Source organism: Stenotrophomonas pavanii (genome assembly GCF_900101175.1).
Taxonomy (GTDB): Bacteria; Pseudomonadota; Gammaproteobacteria; order Xanthomonadales; family Xanthomonadaceae; genus Stenotrophomonas; species Stenotrophomonas pavanii.
The window spans coordinates 451,382-466,586 of record NZ_FNFQ01000003.1; the positions used below are offsets into that span (position 1 = coordinate 451,382).

Consider the following 15,205-nt stretch of genomic DNA (forward strand, 5'->3'; position numbering starts at 1 on the left):
CCTGCATGGCCGTGGCGTTGCTGGGGATCAAGGAGACCGCGCCGGGCGAACGGCGCGTGGCGTTGACGCCGGAAACCGCGCGCAAACTCGGCGCGCTGGGCATAACGGTCTGGTACGAGGCTGGCGCCGGCCTGGCCGCCGGCTTCACCGATGCGGCCTATGACGATGCCGGCGCACGCGTCTTCGATGCGGGGCGCTGGCCCGAGATCGATATCCTGCTGTGCGTGCAGGCACCTGCGGCGGCAGTGCTGGAGCAGCTCAAGCCCGGGGCCAGCGTGGTCGGCCTGTTGACCCCGGCCAGTGATCCGGCGCTGGCGGCGCTGGCGGACAGCGACCGCCTGTACCTGTTCCCGCTGCAGCAGCTGCCGCGTACCACCCGCGCGCAGGCAATGGATGTACTCAGCTCGCAGGCTGGCATGGCCGGCTACAAGGCGGCGCTGATCGCCGCCGAGCGCGCGCCACGCTTCTTCCCGATGTTGACCACTGCCGCCGGCACCGTGCGCCCGGCCAAGGTGCTGGTCATCGGCGCCGGCGTGGCGGGCCTGCAGGCCATCGCCACCGCACGCCGTCTCGGTGCGCAGGTGGAAGGGTTCGACGTGCGCCCCGAAACCCGTGAGCAGATCCAGTCCCTGGGCGCGCGCTTCCTCGATCTCGGGGTGAGTGCGGCGGGCGAGGGCGGGTACGCGCGGGCGCTGACCGATGACGAGCGCGCCGAGCAGCAGCGTCGGCTGTCCGACCACCTGCGCGGCGTGGACGTGGTGATCTGCACGGCCGCCGTACCGGGCCGCCCGGCGCCGACGATCGTGACTGCCGCGATGGTGGAAGGCATGGCCACCGGCAGCGTGATTGTCGATCTGGCCGCCGAGAGCGGCGGCAACTGTGCACTGACCCGGCCGGGGCAGTGCATCGAGCACCAGGGCGTGACCATCGATGGCCCGCTGGGCCTGGCCAGTCGCGGTGCGACGCAGGCCAGCGAGATGTATGCGCGCAACCTGCTCAACTTCGTTGCGCTGTTCGTGCGCGAAGGCCAGCTCGGGTTCGACTGGGACGACGAGCTGCTGGCGAAGACCCGCTGGCAGGCGTGAATGACAAGGGTCAGATCCCTTTGCCTCTGGCAAAGGGATCTGACCCCGAACGTGCGGCGGGTCATCCCGGGGTCGGATCCCTTTGCGTCAGCAAAGGGCTCTGACCCCGTCCCCGGGGCCTTACCGCGGCTTCGCTGGCGGCGGGTTGTCGCGCACCCAGTCCCGGCGCTGCTCCGGCGTCATCTGCGACCAGCGCTCGCGCAGCGCGTCGCGCTGTGCCGGCGGCATGTCGCGCATCTGCCCGAACAGGGCGCGTGCCTGCTCGCGCTGTTCCGGGCTCATGTGCTCGAAGCGGCGCAGGCCACGGCGGGCCTTGTCGCGTTCCTCCGGGCTCATCGATTGCCAGCGCTGGCCATGCGAGAGCATGCGCTGGCGCTGGCCGGCATCGGCACTGTTCCAGCGGTCGCGCAGCGGCGCCAGCAGGGACTCACGCTGGGATTCGCTCAGCTGCTCCCACGCAGGCAGCGTGGCGCCCGGCGCAGGGCGTGCAGCAGGCGCGGGCGCTGCGCTCTGCGCCAGCGCCGGGACGGCCGGCAGCAGCGACAGGGTCAACAGCAGCGGCAGGGTAGGCAGTCGGGACATGATTCACTCCATCGCCAGGTCGGTATCGCCCAGCCACAGGTACAGATCGGGATTCTCGTCGTACAGCGCGCTGTTGTCTTCCACCGCCGCCGTCGGCACTACGGTCGCGGGCCCGGAATGCAGGCCCAGGCCGCTGAACTGCACGCCGACAGCCAGCGCCACCACCAGCGAACAGGCACTGGCCAGCCACCAGCGCCCGCGCCCGCGGTGGATGGCCGTGGCGCCGTGGCGCGCCTGGCGCAGCCGCGCCAGCGTGGCCGGCGACAGCGCCTGCAGCGACTGCGCGTGCAGGCGGCGCAGGGTGTCATCGGATGGCAGGGAGCGGTTCACGGTCGGGTCTCCAGATAGTCCTGCAGCGCCTGCCGGGCGCGTGCCAGATGGGTCTTTACCGCGCCTTCGCTGCAGCCCATGGCGCGGGCGGTGGTGGCGCCGTCCAGGTCCTGCAGCACGCGCAGGGTGAAGGCTTCGCGCTGGCGGGCGGGCAGGGTGCGCAACGCCTCCACCAGCTGCTGGTACTGCTGGCGCTGTTCGTGCGCCTGCGCCGGGTCCGGGCCGGGGTCGGCCCAGTCGATCCCGCCGCCGTCGGCGTCCGGGGTGTCGCGCCAGAACGGCAGGCGGAAGCGGCGCCGGCGCTGCATGTCGATCACGCGGCGGCGCAGGATGCTCCAGAACAGCGGTGCCCATTCGGCAGCCGGCTTGTCGGCGTAGTCCAGCATGCGCAGCAGCGCATCCTGCACGGCGTCCATCGCGTCTTCGCGCTGGCGCAGGCCGGCCTCGGCGAATCGGAACGCACGCGGGCCGACATTGGCCAGGAACGCTTCCAGCGAGGCCGGCAGGGCCTCGGTCTCGGCGCTCGGGGGGACAGGGCTGCTCACCAGCACAGGGTACGGTTCCTCGCTCGGGGTCACCATCGACAACGCGTGAGCGCTGCCGCGGTTGACGCCGGGTGCGCGCGGGTTCAGCCCATGGTTATGATGGGGCGACGAAGACAGAGCAGGAGCGTTGCCGGTGAGTGACGGGTTCGTGGCGCTGTACATCTTCATGCTGGCGGCCATCGCCGGCCACGTGATCATTTCGCGGGTGCCGGTGATCCTGCACACCCCGCTGATGTCGGGCTCCAACTTCATCCACGGCATCGTGCTGATCGGTGCGATGGTGGTGCTGGGGCATGCGCAGACGCCGCTGGAAAAGGCGCTGGGCTTCCTGGCCGTGGTGCTCGGCGCCGGCAACGCCGCCGGTGGCTACGTGGTCACCGCGCGCATGCTGGAAATGTTCAAGCCGAGCGCGCCCAAGGGCGGCAAGGACGAACCGAAGGAGCCGCAGGCTTGAACATCAGCACCGTCGAACTGCTCGATTGGCTGGTCAAGGCCAGCTACCTGGTCGCCGCCACGCTGTTCCTGCTCGGCCTGCAGCGCATGGCCTCGCCGCTGACCGCGCGCAGCGGCATCCGCTGGGCCGGGCTGGGCATGCTGCTGGCCACCGCAGCCACGTTCTTCCTGCCCGAACTGCACAACGTGCCGTTGATCCTGGTGGCACTGCTGCTGGGCGCGGGCCTGGCCTGGTGGTCGGCCGGCAAGGTTGCCATCACCGACATGCCGCAGATGGTGGCGCTGTACAACGGCATGGGCGGTGGCTCGGCGGCGGCGATCGGTGCGGTGGAACTGCTGCGCTATGCCTTCCTGGCCCACCGCGATACCAGCCACTGGAGCGCGCAGGCGCTGGCCGACCTGGCCGCGCGCCAGCCGTCGGGCACGATGCTGCTGCTGGCGGTGGTCGGCGCGGCGATCGGTGCGGTGTCGTTGTCCGGTTCGGTGATCGCCTGGGCCAAGCTGGATGGACGCCTGGACAAGCGCGTGACCTGGCCGGGCCAGCAGGTGATGAACCTGCTGGTGGCCCTGGCGGTGGTGGTGCTGGCGATCATCGCTGCCAGTACGCTCAGCACCTGGGCGATCGTCGCTTTCTTCGTGCTGGCGCTGGCACTGGGCGTGCTGATGACGTTGCCGATCGGTGGCGCCGACATGCCGGTGGTGATCTCGCTGTACAACGCGTTCACCGGCCTAGCGGTGTCGTTCGAAGGTTATGTGCTCGGCAACGAGGCACTGATCATCGCCGGCATGATGGTCGGCGCGGCCGGCATCCTGCTGACCCGGTTGATGGCCAAGGCGATGAACCGGCCGATCCGCAATGTGCTGTTCTCCAACTTCGGCGGCGGCGCCGGTGGCGAAGCACAGGCGATCACCGGTTCGCAGAAGCCGATCGAAGCGGCCGACGTGGCTGCGATGATGGCCTTCGCCGAGCGCGTGGTGATCGTGCCCGGTTACGGCATGGCCGTGGCGCAGGCCCAGCACAAGATCTGGGAACTGGCGCAGCGGCTGGGCCAGCGCGGGGTGAAGGTGAAGTTCGCCATCCACCCGGTCGCCGGACGCATGCCCGGGCACATGAACGTGCTGCTGGCCGAAGCGGGCGTGCCCTACGACCTGATCGCCGACATGGACGACATCAACCCGGAATTCGCCAACACCGACGTGGTGCTGGTGATCGGTGCCAACGACGTGGTCAATCCGGTGGCGCGCACTGACCCGGCCAGCCCGATCTACGGCATGCCGGTGCTGGACGTGGTCAACGCGCGCAACGTGGTGGTGATCAAGCGCGGCAAGGGCACCGGCTTCGCCGGCATCGAGAATGCGCTGTTCTATGCCGACAACACCCGCATGCTGTATGGCGATGGTGCCGAAGCGGCCGCCTCGCTGGTGAGCGAACTGAAGGCGCTCGACGGCGGGCATTGAGGACCGGGGTCGGTTCCCTTTCCGCAGGAAAGGGCTCTGGCCCCTTTGCCGGCCAGCGGCCGGCACTACCGGATCCACGCGTGGCGGCCGCGCCTGGCAGGTGCGGACCTGGGTCCGCACGCTTTTGCCGGCCAGCGGCCGGCACTACCGGATCCACGCGTGGTGGCCGCACCTGGTAGGTGCGGACCTGGGTCCGCACGCTTTTGCCGGCCAGCGGCCGGCACTACCCGCCCATCCGCGCGTGGCGTGGATCTACGCGATCAGCGCGCCAGGCAGGCGCCTACGGCAACGGCCACGGCCAGCCACAGCCATTCGATCGTGCCGTTGGCGAGGGTGATCAGGGTCCAGGCCAGGTGCGGCCCCATCCGCATCGTGGCGTCCCACAGGTCCAGGCCGATCGAACCGCCCATCCAGGCGCTGGCGATGGCCCAGTTGGCCACCGCGGCCACCAGCAGGGTGCCCAGCACGACCAGGGCGACGCGCAGCCGGCCCGGGCCCAGCGTGCCCAGGCGCAGCATGAACACCAGTTCCAGGGCGGCCAGCACCGCCATCCAGCCGACCTGGCGGCCGGTGATCAGCGCCAGCACCATCCAGGCGAGGGGAGCAACAAGCAGGCCCAGCAACAGCATGAGGGGCCAGAGCCAGGTCACGGTCCTGGCACGCGCGGCATTGGAGGACATCGAAGCTCCCTGAAGATCACCCACAGGATACTGTGGTTTGCCGCAGTGCACCGGCGGTGCCGGGGCGGCTGGGCTAGAATGCCGTCTTGCGTGGCCATGGCCACGGCCCCATATCGGTCCCCATGTATTCCCGTAGCAGCGAACCTGTCCACTTCGAACGCGATTGCGAGGCCGTGATGGTCCCGCAGGGCGACACCGTGACCCTGCCCGCCGGCAGCTATGGGTACATCACCCAGGCGCTGGGCGGCAGTTATTCGGTGTTCGTCGAGGGCAACCTGTTCCGCATCGCCGGCAAGGACGGCGACGCCATCGGCAAGGAAGCACCGGCACCGCTGGAGCTGCCGGCCGACGCCACCGATGAACAGGTGGAACAGCTGGTGTGGCAGCAGCTGCGCACCTGTTTCGACCCGGAAATCCCGGTCAACATCGTCGAACTGGGCCTGGTCTATGAAGTCGAGATCAAGCACCTGGACGAGGGCAAGCGCGAGATCGACGTGAAGATGACCCTGACCGCGCCGGGCTGCGGCATGGGCGAGATCCTGGTCGACGACGTGCGCAGCAAGCTCGAGATGATCCCGACGGTGGCCGAGGCCGACGTCGACCTGGTGTTCGACCCGCCGTGGAACCAGCACATGATGTCCGAGGCGGCCCGGCTCGAGACCGGCATGCTTTGACCCAGGGCCCGCAGTGACGCGGGCCCGGCACTACCCGCAACCAGAACAGGAATCCTCCGGTGTCCCAGTCCATCCCCAGCTTCGCCGTCACCCGTTCGGACCACCCGCGCAGCGCTGAAGAGCGCGCCAAGATCCTGGAGAAGCCGGGCTTCGGCCTGCACTTCACCGATCACATGGTGGAAGTGCGCTGGGACAAGGATGCCGGCTGGCACAACGCCAACGTGCGCGCCTACGGCCCGCTGCAGCTGGACCCGGCCGCGGCCGTGCTGCACTACGGCCAGGAGATCTTCGAAGGCATCAAGGCTTACCGCCATGCCGACGGTTCGATCTGGACCTTCCGCCCCGATGCCAACGGCCGTCGCCTGCAGCGTTCGGCGCAGCGCCTGGCGCTGCCGGAACTGCCGGTGGAGATCTTCGTCGAATCGCTGAAGCAGCTGATCGCCGTCGACAGCGACTGGGTGCCGTCCGCCGATGAGTCGAGCCTGTACTTCCGCCCGTTCATGATCGGCGACGAAGCCTTCCTCGGCGTGCGCGGCGCGCACAAGGCCGGCTACTACGTCATCGCCAGCCCGGCCGGCCCGTACTTCGCCAAGGGCGTGGCCCCGGTGTCGATCTGGTTGTCCACCGAATACGCGCGTGCGGCCAAGGGCGGCACCGGCGCCGCCAAGTGCGGTGGCAACTACGCGGCCTCGCTGCTGCCGCAGCAGAAGGCGCAGGCGCAGGGCTGCTCACAGGTGCTGTTCCTCGACCCGGTCGAAGGCAAGTACCTGGAAGAACTGGGCGGCATGAACGTGTTCCTGGTCTACAAGGACGGCACGCTGGTCACCCCGGAACTGTCCGGCAGCATCCTCGAGGGCATCACCCGCGAGAGCATCCTGCAGCTGGCCCGCGACCGCGGCATGAAGGTCGAAGAGCGCAAGGTCAGCATCGACGAGTGGAAGGACGGCGTGGCCTCCGGTGCGATCAGTGAAGTGTTTGCCTGCGGTACGGCGGCGGTGGTTACCCCGATCGGCCAGCTGAAGGGCGAAGGCTTCGCGGTGGGCGACATCAACGCCCCGGCCGGCGAAGTGACCATGTCGCTGCGCAAGGAGCTGACCGACATCCAGTACGGCCGCCTGCCGGACCGCCACAACTGGCTGGTCAAGCTGGGCTGATCGCCCACGCTCAACTGGAGAGCCGAGCCTACGCTTGGCGGCGTTGTTCCTGGAAAGCCCGTCCCTGTGACGGGCTTTCTGCGTTGTGGGGCCTCCAGATCGCTGCAGAGGACTGCTTGACGCAAATAGGTTTGCAGTGCAAACTATATTCAAGTGGCCACGATGGAGCGTGTCATGCAGCAGCCGTCCGTCATTGATCCTTCCTCGCGCCTGCAGGCGTTGACCCGTGAATACTCGCGTTACTCGCGCAGTGCCGGTGGCCTGTCGGCGATCGCGGGTGGTGTCGCCTGTCTGGCCTCCTTCCTTGCGGGCGCGCTGTTGCCGACCACCCTGGCACTGCGCGTCGCGCTGATCGCCGTCCCGGTGCTGTGGATCGTTGGCAAGCAATGGCTGGCGCGCCGCTACTACCAGCGGCTGGGCCAGGTCGAGGAGCAGGTGACGCCGGCCGAGCGCAACTTCCAGCGCTTCTTCATCGCCTTCACCGCCTTGGTGAGCGTGCTGGTGATCGGCAGCGTGCTGCCCAGGCTGGCGCCGATGGGTGAATTGCCCTGGGATCTGCGCGCCATCGGCTACCTGGCCGTGGTGGCGCTGCTGCCCTGGGTAGTGTGGCGCTGGCTGCGTACACCGCTGGAGTTCATCGTGGGTGTGTTCCTGCTGTGCCAGGCCGCGCTGGCCTTCACCGGGCAGACCTACGATTTCGGGCTGAGCACTGCGGTGTTCCCACTGGCGTCCATTGCGCTGATCGTGGTCGGCTGGCGTGACCACCAGCGGTTCCACCGCCTGCAGGCGGAAATGCGCGCGTTCATGGCCGGACGGACGCTCGTCGAATGACCCGCTTGCCTGATTCGCGCGCGCTGCTCCAGCTCGACCGCCTGATCCACGAACCGGCGCGCCTGCTGATCCTGTCGATCCTGGCCGGCGCCGAGTCTGCCGAGTTCGGCTTTGTCGAACATCTCAGCGGGTTGAGCAAGGGCAACCTGTCCAGCCACCTGAGCAAGCTGGAGGCAGCCGGCCTGGTCGCCATCGAAAAGTCGTTCCGCGGCAAGCGCCCGCTGACCACCCTGCAGTTGACGCCACTGGGGCGCACCGCCCTGGCCGAGTACCGCACGCAGCTGGCGGCGATCGTCGCCGGCATTCCCGATCCGGATCGAAAGGACGCCTGACATGACATTGCTCCCGCGCCTGTTTGCAGTTCTGGTTGTTTCCTTCTCTGCCCTCACCGGTGCCGCCGCGGCCACAGATCCGCGCCAGCAGGGAGCCACGCTGACCGCGCAGTTCTATGAGGGCCACATCGACGCCCTGTGGGAACGGATGACGCCACAGATGCGGGCGGGGCTGCAGTCCCCGCAGAGCCTGGTGGCGCTGCGCGAGCAGGTGCTGGCAGGCTGGGGCGCAGAAACCGAGCTGGTCAGCGAGAAGGTCGAGAAGGCTGAGGGATACGACACCTATCTGCGGCAGGCGCGCTTCGCCAAGAGCCAGGCCATCATCCAGGTGCTGTGGGCCATCGACGCTGACGGGCGGATCGCCGGCTTCTACATCCGCCCGCTACAGACCACGCCGCCGCAGGCCGCGGCGAGCGGGTTCCTTGACTACCAGACCCGCACACGGCTGCAACTGCCGTTCAAAGATGAATTCTTCGTGTTCTGGGGCGGCCGCAGTGTCGAACAGAACTACCATGCGGCCCACGCCGGCCAGCGCTTCGCGATGGACCTGCTGGTGGTCCGCGATGGCCGTTCCCATGGTGGAGAGGGTCAGCGCAACGAGGACTATTTCTGCTTTGGCCGGCCAATCCTCGCGCCGGCCGACGGCACGGTGGTGGAGGTGGTCGAGGGCGTCGCCGACAACGTGCCAGGCCAGATGAACGCTGCCCAGCTCACCGGCAACCGCGTCATCCTCGATCACGGCAATGACGAGTACTCGGTGCTGGCGCACCTGCGCCAGGGCAGCGTGCGCGTTGCACAGGGGCAGGTCGTCCGCAGCGGCACGCACCTCGGTGACTGTGGGAACAGCGGCAATTCCTCCGAACCGCACCTGCACTACCAGCTGCAGGCCGGGCCTGCGTTCGGGGTCAGCGCGGCGCTGCCGGCCCAGTTCTCCGGCTATGTGGCCGACGGCCAGCCGGTCGCGCGCGGCGAACCGGTCAAGGGGCAGCACATCCGGCCTGGCGGCGCTGCACACATCGAATAGTCCCTGCACTCGAACGGGGCAGCACGAGGGCCGCGCCGATGCTGCGCGGCCATCGGCGTGGAAGTGCACGCCGATGTCGGCAAAGTCATCGGCGGACAGGACAACGCCCAGTCAGGTGCGTGCAGGGCGTGAGAAAGTCCTTCACCTTCACAAACCCTCGACCCGAAAAGTCTCATATCAGACATTTCATCTTGCTGAAAAGACGCTGAAAATCTTGTGGTGTCCGCTTTTGGTCATTAGCGTCATGTGCACGGCGGATCGATAGGGGGATCCGCTGGCCCGCCGGACTTCGAACCTCGCCAACGCAAGCCAGCCCAGGGTTCGGGCCGGTGCTTCTGCCGATTCCGGCATTCACACCACTAGAAAGGGAAATACGATGTCCCAGGTAACGCAACCGCGTGTGCGTCGAGTGTGGGTGGTCCTTGGTGCGTCCGTTCTGTCATCGCTGCTGCTGGCCACGCCTGCGCTGGCCGGTGACGTCCAGCTCAGCGGCCTGCAGTCCGCGCCGACGCACCAGCGCTTCATCGTGAAGTACCGCGACGGCAGTGCGCCGGTGGCCAACACCACTGCACTGGCGTCTTCGCTGAAGAGCGCCGCCGCCGGCCTGGCCAGCAGCCAGGGGCGCGCGCTGGGCCTGCAGGAAGTCCGCAAGCTGGCCGTGGGCCCGACCCTGGTCAGGACCGATCGCCCGCTCGACCAGGCCGAATCCGAGCTGCTGATGCGCAAGCTCGCTGCCGACCCGAACGTGGAATACGTCGAAGTCGACCAGATCATGCGTGCGACGCTGACCCCGAACGACACCCGCTTCAGTGAACAGTGGGGCTTCGGTACCTCCAATGCGTCGATCAACGTGCAGCCGGCCTGGGACAAGGCCACCGGCACCGGCGTCGTGGTGGCCGTGATCGACACCGGCATCACCAACCATCCCGATCTCAACGCCAACATCCTGCCCGGCTATGACTTCATCAGCGATGCCGCGATGGCGCGCGATGGCGGCGGCCGCGACAGCAACCCGAACGACGAAGGCGACTGGTATGGCGCCAACGAGTGTGGCTCGGGCATCCCGGCGTCCAACTCCAGCTGGCACGGCACCCACGTCGCCGGCACCGTGGCGGCGGTGACCAACAACAGCACCGGCGTGGCCGGCACGGCGTTCAACGCCAAGGTCGTTCCGGTGCGCGTGCTCGGCAAGTGCGGCGGCTATACCTCCGACATCGCCGATGCCATCGTGTGGGCCTCCGGCGGTACCGTCAGCGGCGTGCCGGCCAATGCCAATCCGGCGGAAGTCATCAACATGTCGCTGGGCGGCGGCGGCACCTGCTCGGCCACCTACCAGAACGCGATCAACGGCGCGGTCAGCCGCGGCACCACCGTGGTGGTCGCCGCTGGCAACAGCAACACCAACGTGTCCTCGTCGGTGCCGGCCAACTGCGCCAATGTGATCGCAGTGGCGGCCACGACCTCGGCCGGTGCGCGGGCCAGCTTCTCCAACTATGGTGCCGGCATCGACATTTCCGGCCCGGGCCAGAGCATCCTGTCCACCCTCAACACCGGCACCACCACGCCGGGCAGCGCCAGCTACGCGTCCTACAACGGCACCTCGATGGCGGCCCCGCATGTGGCCGGTGTGGTTGCACTGATGCAGTCGGTGGCGCCGAGCCCGCTGAGCCCGGCGCAGGTCGAGAGCATCATCAAGAGCACCGCACGCCCGCTGCCGGGCGCCTGCTCGGGGGGCTGCGGCGCCGGCATCATCGACGCCAACGCGGCGGTCACCGCAGCGATCAACGGCGGTGGCAACCCGAACCCGGGTGGCAACGTGCTGCAGAACAATGTGCCGGTGACCGGCCTGGGCGCTGCGACCGGTGCCGAGCTGAACTACACCGTCGCCGTCCCGGCCGGCAGCACCCAGCTGCGCGTGGCGATCAGTGGCGGCAGCGGCGATGCCGACCTGTACGTGCGCCAGGGCAGTGCCCCGACCGATACCACCTACACCTGCCGCCCGTACCTGAGTGGCAACAGCGAGACCTGCACCATCAACAGTCCCGCCGCCGGGACCTGGTACGTGCGGGTGAAGGCGTACAGCACCTTCTCGGGCGTGACCCTCAGCGCCCAGTACTGAGCCCAAGACCCTCTCCAAGGGCACGCCCTGGCTTCGGCCGGGGCGTTTTTTCCTGGGTGGATGTCGACCCTGGTCGGCGCCCTGTTCCTCAGACCGACTCGAAGCGGTTGGCCGCCACGTTCTTGCGCACGTGCTGCGGGTCGAAGATCCGCCCGTTCATCGCGATGTACACGCCGCTCGGCAGCGACTGCACCGCACCGATCGCACAGCCGATGTTGAACTCGGCATCCGAGCCGCGGAAGCGGGCCGGGCTCAGCGCGCCGGTCATCACGATGGTCTTGTCCGGGATCGTCGCCAGCACCTTGCCGGTCTGCACCATCGAATCGGTGCCATGGGTCACCAGCACGTGCCGGGTCGGCTGCGCGGCGATGGTGGCACGGATCAGCTCGCGGTCCTCGTCGTTGATGTGCAGCGAATCCTTGCGCAGGATCGGGATCACGTTGAAGCGGAACGTCACGCCCAGCTCGCGCAGGATCATGCCGATCTGCGGATCGCCGATCTGGTAGTCCGACTTGTCGTCGAAGTAGATCTTGTCGATCGTGCCACCGGTGGTGACGACCAGGAGCTCTTCCATCATGTGCATGCGCGAAACCAGGACAGGGACTGCGGCGCGGGGCCAGGAATGCAGATGATAAGGCCCTGCGCGCGCAGCGTCAGCGCCGCTTGCCGAAGCGGGCGCGCAGGCCGGGCAGGCTGGCGCTGAAGATCACCAGCAGCGCCAGCGCGATCTCGATCAGCGCCAGCCAGCGTGTTTCCGGGTGGCTCCAGGCGCTCATCACGCCGTGGCTGAACCAGCCCAGCGCCAGCACCGAGGCCCAGAAGCCGGCCTTGCGCCAGCCCAGGCGCACGGCGATGGCCAGTGCCAGCGGTGGGGCGGTGAACACCAGCTGGGTGGCCAGCCAGTGCCTGTCATTGATGAACCAGCCGGCAAACAGCGCGGCCAGCCCCATCAGGGCCAGCAGCAGCACCGTGCGCGGCGCCCGGCTCATCGGGCCAACCGCTGCGCGATGTCGGCCACCCGGCGCCCCAGCGCGCGCGCCAGCACCGCTTCGTCGTCGGTCGGCTGCGGATCGTCGGCGGCACCGGCCACATGGCTTGCGCCGTAGGGTGTACCGCCGCTGGTGGTATGGCTCAGCGCCGGCTCGGTGAACGGGATGCCGACGATCACGCAGCCGTGGTGCAGCAGTGGCACCTGCATCGACAGCAGGGTCGACTCCTGCCCGCCGTGCATTGACGCGGTGGAGGTGAACACGCCCGCCGGTTTGCCGGACAGGGTGCCGTTGACCCATTCGGCGCCCAGCCCGTCCAGGAAGTGCTTGACCGGCGCGGCCATGTTGCCGAAGCGGGTAGGGCTGCCCAGCAGCAGGCCCTGGCAGTCGGCCAGGTCCTGCACGCTCACGTAGGGCGCGCCATCGTCGGGTACCGGTGGCTGCGCGGTCTGGGTCACGGCGGCCACCGGCGGCACTGTGCGCAGGCGCGCGGTCATGCCCGGCACCTCGCCGATGCCCCGCGCGATCTGGCGCGCCAGCCGTGCCACCGAACCGCCCCGGCTGTAGTACAGCACCAGAATCTCGCCCATCGTGCCCGCTTCTCCTCGTCGTGTGGCCACCAGTATGGCTATCCTGCGAGCATTCCGCATCGGGTACCCTTTCGCCGATGGAACCTTTGGATACGCTCAACCTGTGGATGGAGCGCGCGCGGGATCGCGCACGGGCCATCAGCTTCGGCCGCTTCCTGTGGCACCGCTTCCTCGACGACCGCCTGTTCCAGGCAGCGGCGGCGCTGGCGTACACCACGGTGTTCGCGCTGGTGCCGCTGGCAATCGTGGTGTTCGGTGTGCTGTCGGCCTTCCCCGTCTTCGACCGCTGGAGCGACCAGCTCAGCGACTACGTGTTCTCCAACTTCGTGCCCTCCGCGGCACGCGCCGCCGAAGGCTACCTGCGGCAGTTCTCGGCCAGTGCCGGGCAGCTGACGGCGGCCGGCTTCATCGCGCTGGTGGTATCGCTGCTGATCACGCTCAACAGCGTGGAAGAGACCTTCAACCAGATCTGGCGGGTCGGCTCGACCCGGCCCAAGCTGACCCGCTTCCTGGTCTACTGGACCGTGCTGACCCTGGGCGCGATGCTTGCCGCTGCGTCGCTGGCGGTGTCGGCGCGGGTGTTCGCCATGCCGTTGTTCGGTACCCAGGAGGGCCGGTGGCTGGCCGAACTGGCGCTGCGGCTGGCGCCGATCCTGATCGAGTTCGTCTGCATCACGCTGATGTTCCGGGTGGTGCCGCACCACACGGTGAAATGGCGGCATGCCGTGCCCGGCGCGATCCTGGCGGCGGTCATCCTGGAACTGGTGAAGTGGGGCATCGGTGCCTATCTGGGCAGCTTCCAGTCCTACCAGAAGCTGTATGGCACGGTGGCGTTCGTGCCGATCCTGTTGCTGTGGATCTACCTGTGCTGGGTGGCGGTGCTGCTGGGGGCGTCGCTGGCTTCGTCGATGGCCGCCTTCCGCTACCAGCCGGTGGAACTGCGCCTGCCGCAGGGCTATGAGTTCTATGGACTGCTGCGCCTGCTTGGCCGCTTCCAGCATGCACGGGCCAAGGGCAAAGGCCTGGCCGATGACGAGATCCTGCGGCTGGAACCGATGCTGACCGATTCGCTGCTGCAGGACCTGATCTGCAACCTGCAGGAGATCGACCTGCTGCGCCGCGATGAGCGCGGCGAGTGGCTGCTGTCACGCGACCTGGACCAGGTCAGCCTGGCCGATCTGTACGAATGCACCCAGCTGCGCATCCCGGTGGCCGAGCAGCACCTGCCGTACCGTGACGACAGCCTGGGCCGTGCCGCGTTGGCGGCGCTGGACGATCTGCGGCTGCCCCTGCGCGAACGCCTGAAGCGACGGGTCAGCGATATCTATACCGATTCTGGAGACATGCCATGACCCGCAAGACCCCGTTGCCGCTGCTGCTTCCAGTGGCCCTGATGCTGGCCCTGGCGGCCTGCAACAAGCCGGCCCAGGAACCGGCGCCGGCCCGCAGCCAGCCGCCGGCGCAGGCGCCCACCCCAAGTGCCCCGGCACCTGCGGAGGAGACGCCGGCCGAGCGCACCACGGCCGAGTTCCCGACGCTGAAGATGAAGGCGGTGGACGGCAGCGACTACGACCTGGCCGCGCATCGCGGGAAGTGGGTGGTGGTGAACTTCTGGGCCACCTGGTGCGCACCGTGCCGCAAGGAGATGCCCGAGCTGTCGGCGTTGCATGCGATGCGCAGCAACATCGAAGTGGTCGGCCTGGCCTATGAGGACATCGCGGCACCGGAAATGCAGTCGTTCCTGGCCAAGCATCCGGTGACCTATCCGATCGTCATCGTGGATCCGTTCGATCCGCCGGCGGACTTCGCCACACCGCGCGGCCTGCCGCTGACGCATCTGCTGGACCCGCAGGGCAAGCTGGCCCACACCTTCCTTGGCCCGGTGACCGCCGCCGACATCGAAAAGCAGATCGCTGCTGCCAAGTAATGGGGTTGGGCGGCAGGGCCTGCGGCCCTGCACCCGCGGACGCGGTAGTGCCGGCCGCTGGCCGGCAGCAACAGCGGGCTACCCGTGGGACACCGCCCCACCTCTGACAGATTTCTGCGATCTGGTAGATCCACGCCGTGCGTGGATGAATTTCTGTCAGATATCGAAATCAATCTGGGGTCGGATCCGTTTTCCTGCGGAAAACGGATCCGACCCCATGCCATTCCGACAGCTCGCAAGAATCTGTCGAAGGCGGGGTGGGTCCGGTTGAGGGGGCGTGAGCCGCATGGATGCGGCGACCGAGCTTACAGGGACGTACTTGCAGCGCCCCCCGCACCCGGACCCGCCCCGCCATCCCTTAGGAAGCCCGCCGTTTCTGTTGCTTCGGCTGTTGCTGTTGCTGCCGGCCAGCGGCCGGCACTACCGCAGGTG

18 protein-coding genes are annotated in these 15,205 nt (G+C 68.2%); 11 read left to right on the forward strand and 7 right to left on the reverse strand.

Translation table 11 applies throughout. The features are described from left to right. Positions 1-5 precede the first annotated feature (5 nt). Complete coding sequence (locus tag BLS66_RS08205; protein ID WP_057493435.1) at positions 6-1,085, forward strand: NAD(P) transhydrogenase subunit alpha; 1,080 nt, start codon at positions 6-8, stop codon at positions 1,083-1,085. 120 nt (positions 1,086-1,205) lie between these two features. On the opposite strand, the gene BLS66_RS08210 is transcribed toward BLS66_RS08205, so the two are convergent. From BLS66_RS08210 to BLS66_RS08220, 3 genes are read right to left on the reverse strand one after another with little or no spacing between them, the layout of a single operon-like run. Next, positions 1,206-1,667: a DUF3106 domain-containing protein gene (locus BLS66_RS08210; protein WP_057493434.1), complete on the reverse strand. Its 462-nt coding sequence runs from the start codon at positions 1,665-1,667 to the stop codon at positions 1,206-1,208. 3 nt (positions 1,668-1,670) lie between these two features. Next, entirely contained in the window at positions 1,671-1,997 is a 327-nt protein-coding gene (locus tag BLS66_RS08215; RefSeq protein WP_057493433.1) for a hypothetical protein, read from the reverse strand. Beyond that, positions 1,994-2,578: an RNA polymerase sigma factor gene (locus BLS66_RS08220; RefSeq protein WP_074725611.1), complete on the reverse strand. Its 585-nt coding sequence runs from the start codon at positions 2,576-2,578 to the stop codon at positions 1,994-1,996. The genes BLS66_RS08215 and BLS66_RS08220 overlap by 4 nt, the downstream gene beginning before the upstream one ends. A gap of 97 nt (positions 2,579-2,675) precedes the next feature. Here BLS66_RS08220 and BLS66_RS08225 point away from each other — a divergent pair, with 97 nt between their 5' ends. Together BLS66_RS08225 and BLS66_RS08230 are read left to right on the forward strand one after the other, a co-directional pair. Further along, the gene (locus tag BLS66_RS08225; protein ID WP_005408173.1) at positions 2,676-2,996 is read left to right on the forward strand and encodes an NAD(P) transhydrogenase subunit alpha part 2; all 321 of its coding nucleotides are present in this window, start codon (positions 2,676-2,678) and stop codon (positions 2,994-2,996) included. Beyond that, positions 2,993-4,453: an NAD(P)(+) transhydrogenase (Re/Si-specific) subunit beta gene (locus tag BLS66_RS08230; RefSeq protein WP_049465760.1), complete on the forward strand. Its 1,461-nt coding sequence runs from the start codon at positions 2,993-2,995 to the stop codon at positions 4,451-4,453. Before BLS66_RS08225 ends, BLS66_RS08230 begins: the two co-directional genes overlap by 4 nt. Positions 4,454-4,713: 260 nt before the next feature. Here the strand turns inward: BLS66_RS08230 and BLS66_RS08235 are convergent, their stop codons facing one another. Next, positions 4,714-5,133, reverse strand: coding sequence for a hypothetical protein (locus tag BLS66_RS08235; RefSeq protein WP_074725612.1), 420 nt, complete (start codon positions 5,131-5,133; stop codon positions 4,714-4,716). Positions 5,134-5,255: 122 nt separating this feature from the next. On the opposite strand from BLS66_RS08235, the gene sufT reads away from it, so the two are divergent. From sufT to BLS66_RS08265, 6 genes are all read left to right on the forward strand, one after another. Then, positions 5,256-5,807 carry a putative Fe-S cluster assembly protein SufT gene (gene sufT / locus BLS66_RS08240; RefSeq protein ID WP_005415385.1) on the forward strand — a complete coding sequence of 184 codons (552 nt, stop codon included), beginning with the start codon at positions 5,256-5,258 and terminating at the stop codon, positions 5,805-5,807. A gap of 59 nt (positions 5,808-5,866) precedes the next feature. Beyond that, on the forward strand, positions 5,867-6,961 hold the full coding sequence (locus BLS66_RS08245; protein ID WP_049465764.1) for a branched-chain amino acid aminotransferase: 1,095 nt from the start codon (positions 5,867-5,869) through the stop codon (positions 6,959-6,961). A 174-nt stretch (positions 6,962-7,135) separates the two neighbouring features. Next, positions 7,136-7,792: a hypothetical protein gene (locus BLS66_RS08250; protein WP_074725613.1), complete on the forward strand. Its 657-nt coding sequence runs from the start codon at positions 7,136-7,138 to the stop codon at positions 7,790-7,792. Then, a complete protein-coding gene (locus tag BLS66_RS08255) occupies positions 7,789-8,124 on the forward strand; it encodes a transcriptional regulator (RefSeq protein ID WP_049465767.1) in 336 nt (111 codons plus the stop codon). Before BLS66_RS08250 ends, BLS66_RS08255 begins: the two co-directional genes overlap by 4 nt. 1 nt (position 8,125) lies before the next feature. Beyond that, positions 8,126-9,148, forward strand: coding sequence for a M23 family metallopeptidase (locus BLS66_RS08260; protein ID WP_074725614.1), 1,023 nt, complete (start codon positions 8,126-8,128; stop codon positions 9,146-9,148). Positions 9,149-9,524: 376 nt separating this feature from the next. Next, a complete protein-coding gene (locus BLS66_RS08265) occupies positions 9,525-11,267 on the forward strand; it encodes a S8 family peptidase (protein ID WP_049465771.1) in 1,743 nt (580 codons plus the stop codon). An 88-nt stretch (positions 11,268-11,355) separates the two neighbouring features. On the opposite strand, the gene BLS66_RS08270 is transcribed toward BLS66_RS08265, so the two are convergent. The 3 genes from BLS66_RS08270 to wrbA form a co-directional block, all read right to left on the reverse strand. Beyond that, the gene (locus BLS66_RS08270; protein WP_010481766.1) at positions 11,356-11,841 is read right to left on the reverse strand and encodes an asparaginase domain-containing protein; all 486 of its coding nucleotides are present in this window, start codon (positions 11,839-11,841) and stop codon (positions 11,356-11,358) included. A gap of 79 nt (positions 11,842-11,920) precedes the next feature. After that, positions 11,921-12,256, reverse strand: coding sequence for a DUF2069 domain-containing protein (locus BLS66_RS08275; RefSeq protein ID WP_074725615.1), 336 nt, complete (start codon positions 12,254-12,256; stop codon positions 11,921-11,923). Then, complete coding sequence (gene wrbA / locus BLS66_RS08280; RefSeq protein WP_074725616.1) at positions 12,253-12,846, reverse strand: NAD(P)H:quinone oxidoreductase; 594 nt, start codon at positions 12,844-12,846, stop codon at positions 12,253-12,255. The genes BLS66_RS08275 and wrbA overlap by 4 nt, the downstream gene beginning before the upstream one ends. Positions 12,847-12,923: 77 nt before the next feature. Between wrbA and BLS66_RS08285 the strand changes: the two genes are divergently transcribed. Next, positions 12,924-14,198, forward strand: a complete 1,275-nt coding sequence (locus BLS66_RS08285; protein ID WP_049465777.1) for a YihY family inner membrane protein — start codon at positions 12,924-12,926, stop codon at positions 14,196-14,198. After that, positions 14,195-14,773 carry a TlpA family protein disulfide reductase gene (locus BLS66_RS08290; RefSeq protein ID WP_074725617.1) on the forward strand — a complete coding sequence of 193 codons (579 nt, stop codon included), beginning with the start codon at positions 14,195-14,197 and terminating at the stop codon, positions 14,771-14,773. The genes BLS66_RS08285 and BLS66_RS08290 overlap by 4 nt, the downstream gene beginning before the upstream one ends. Positions 14,774-15,205: the final 432 nt, after the last annotated feature.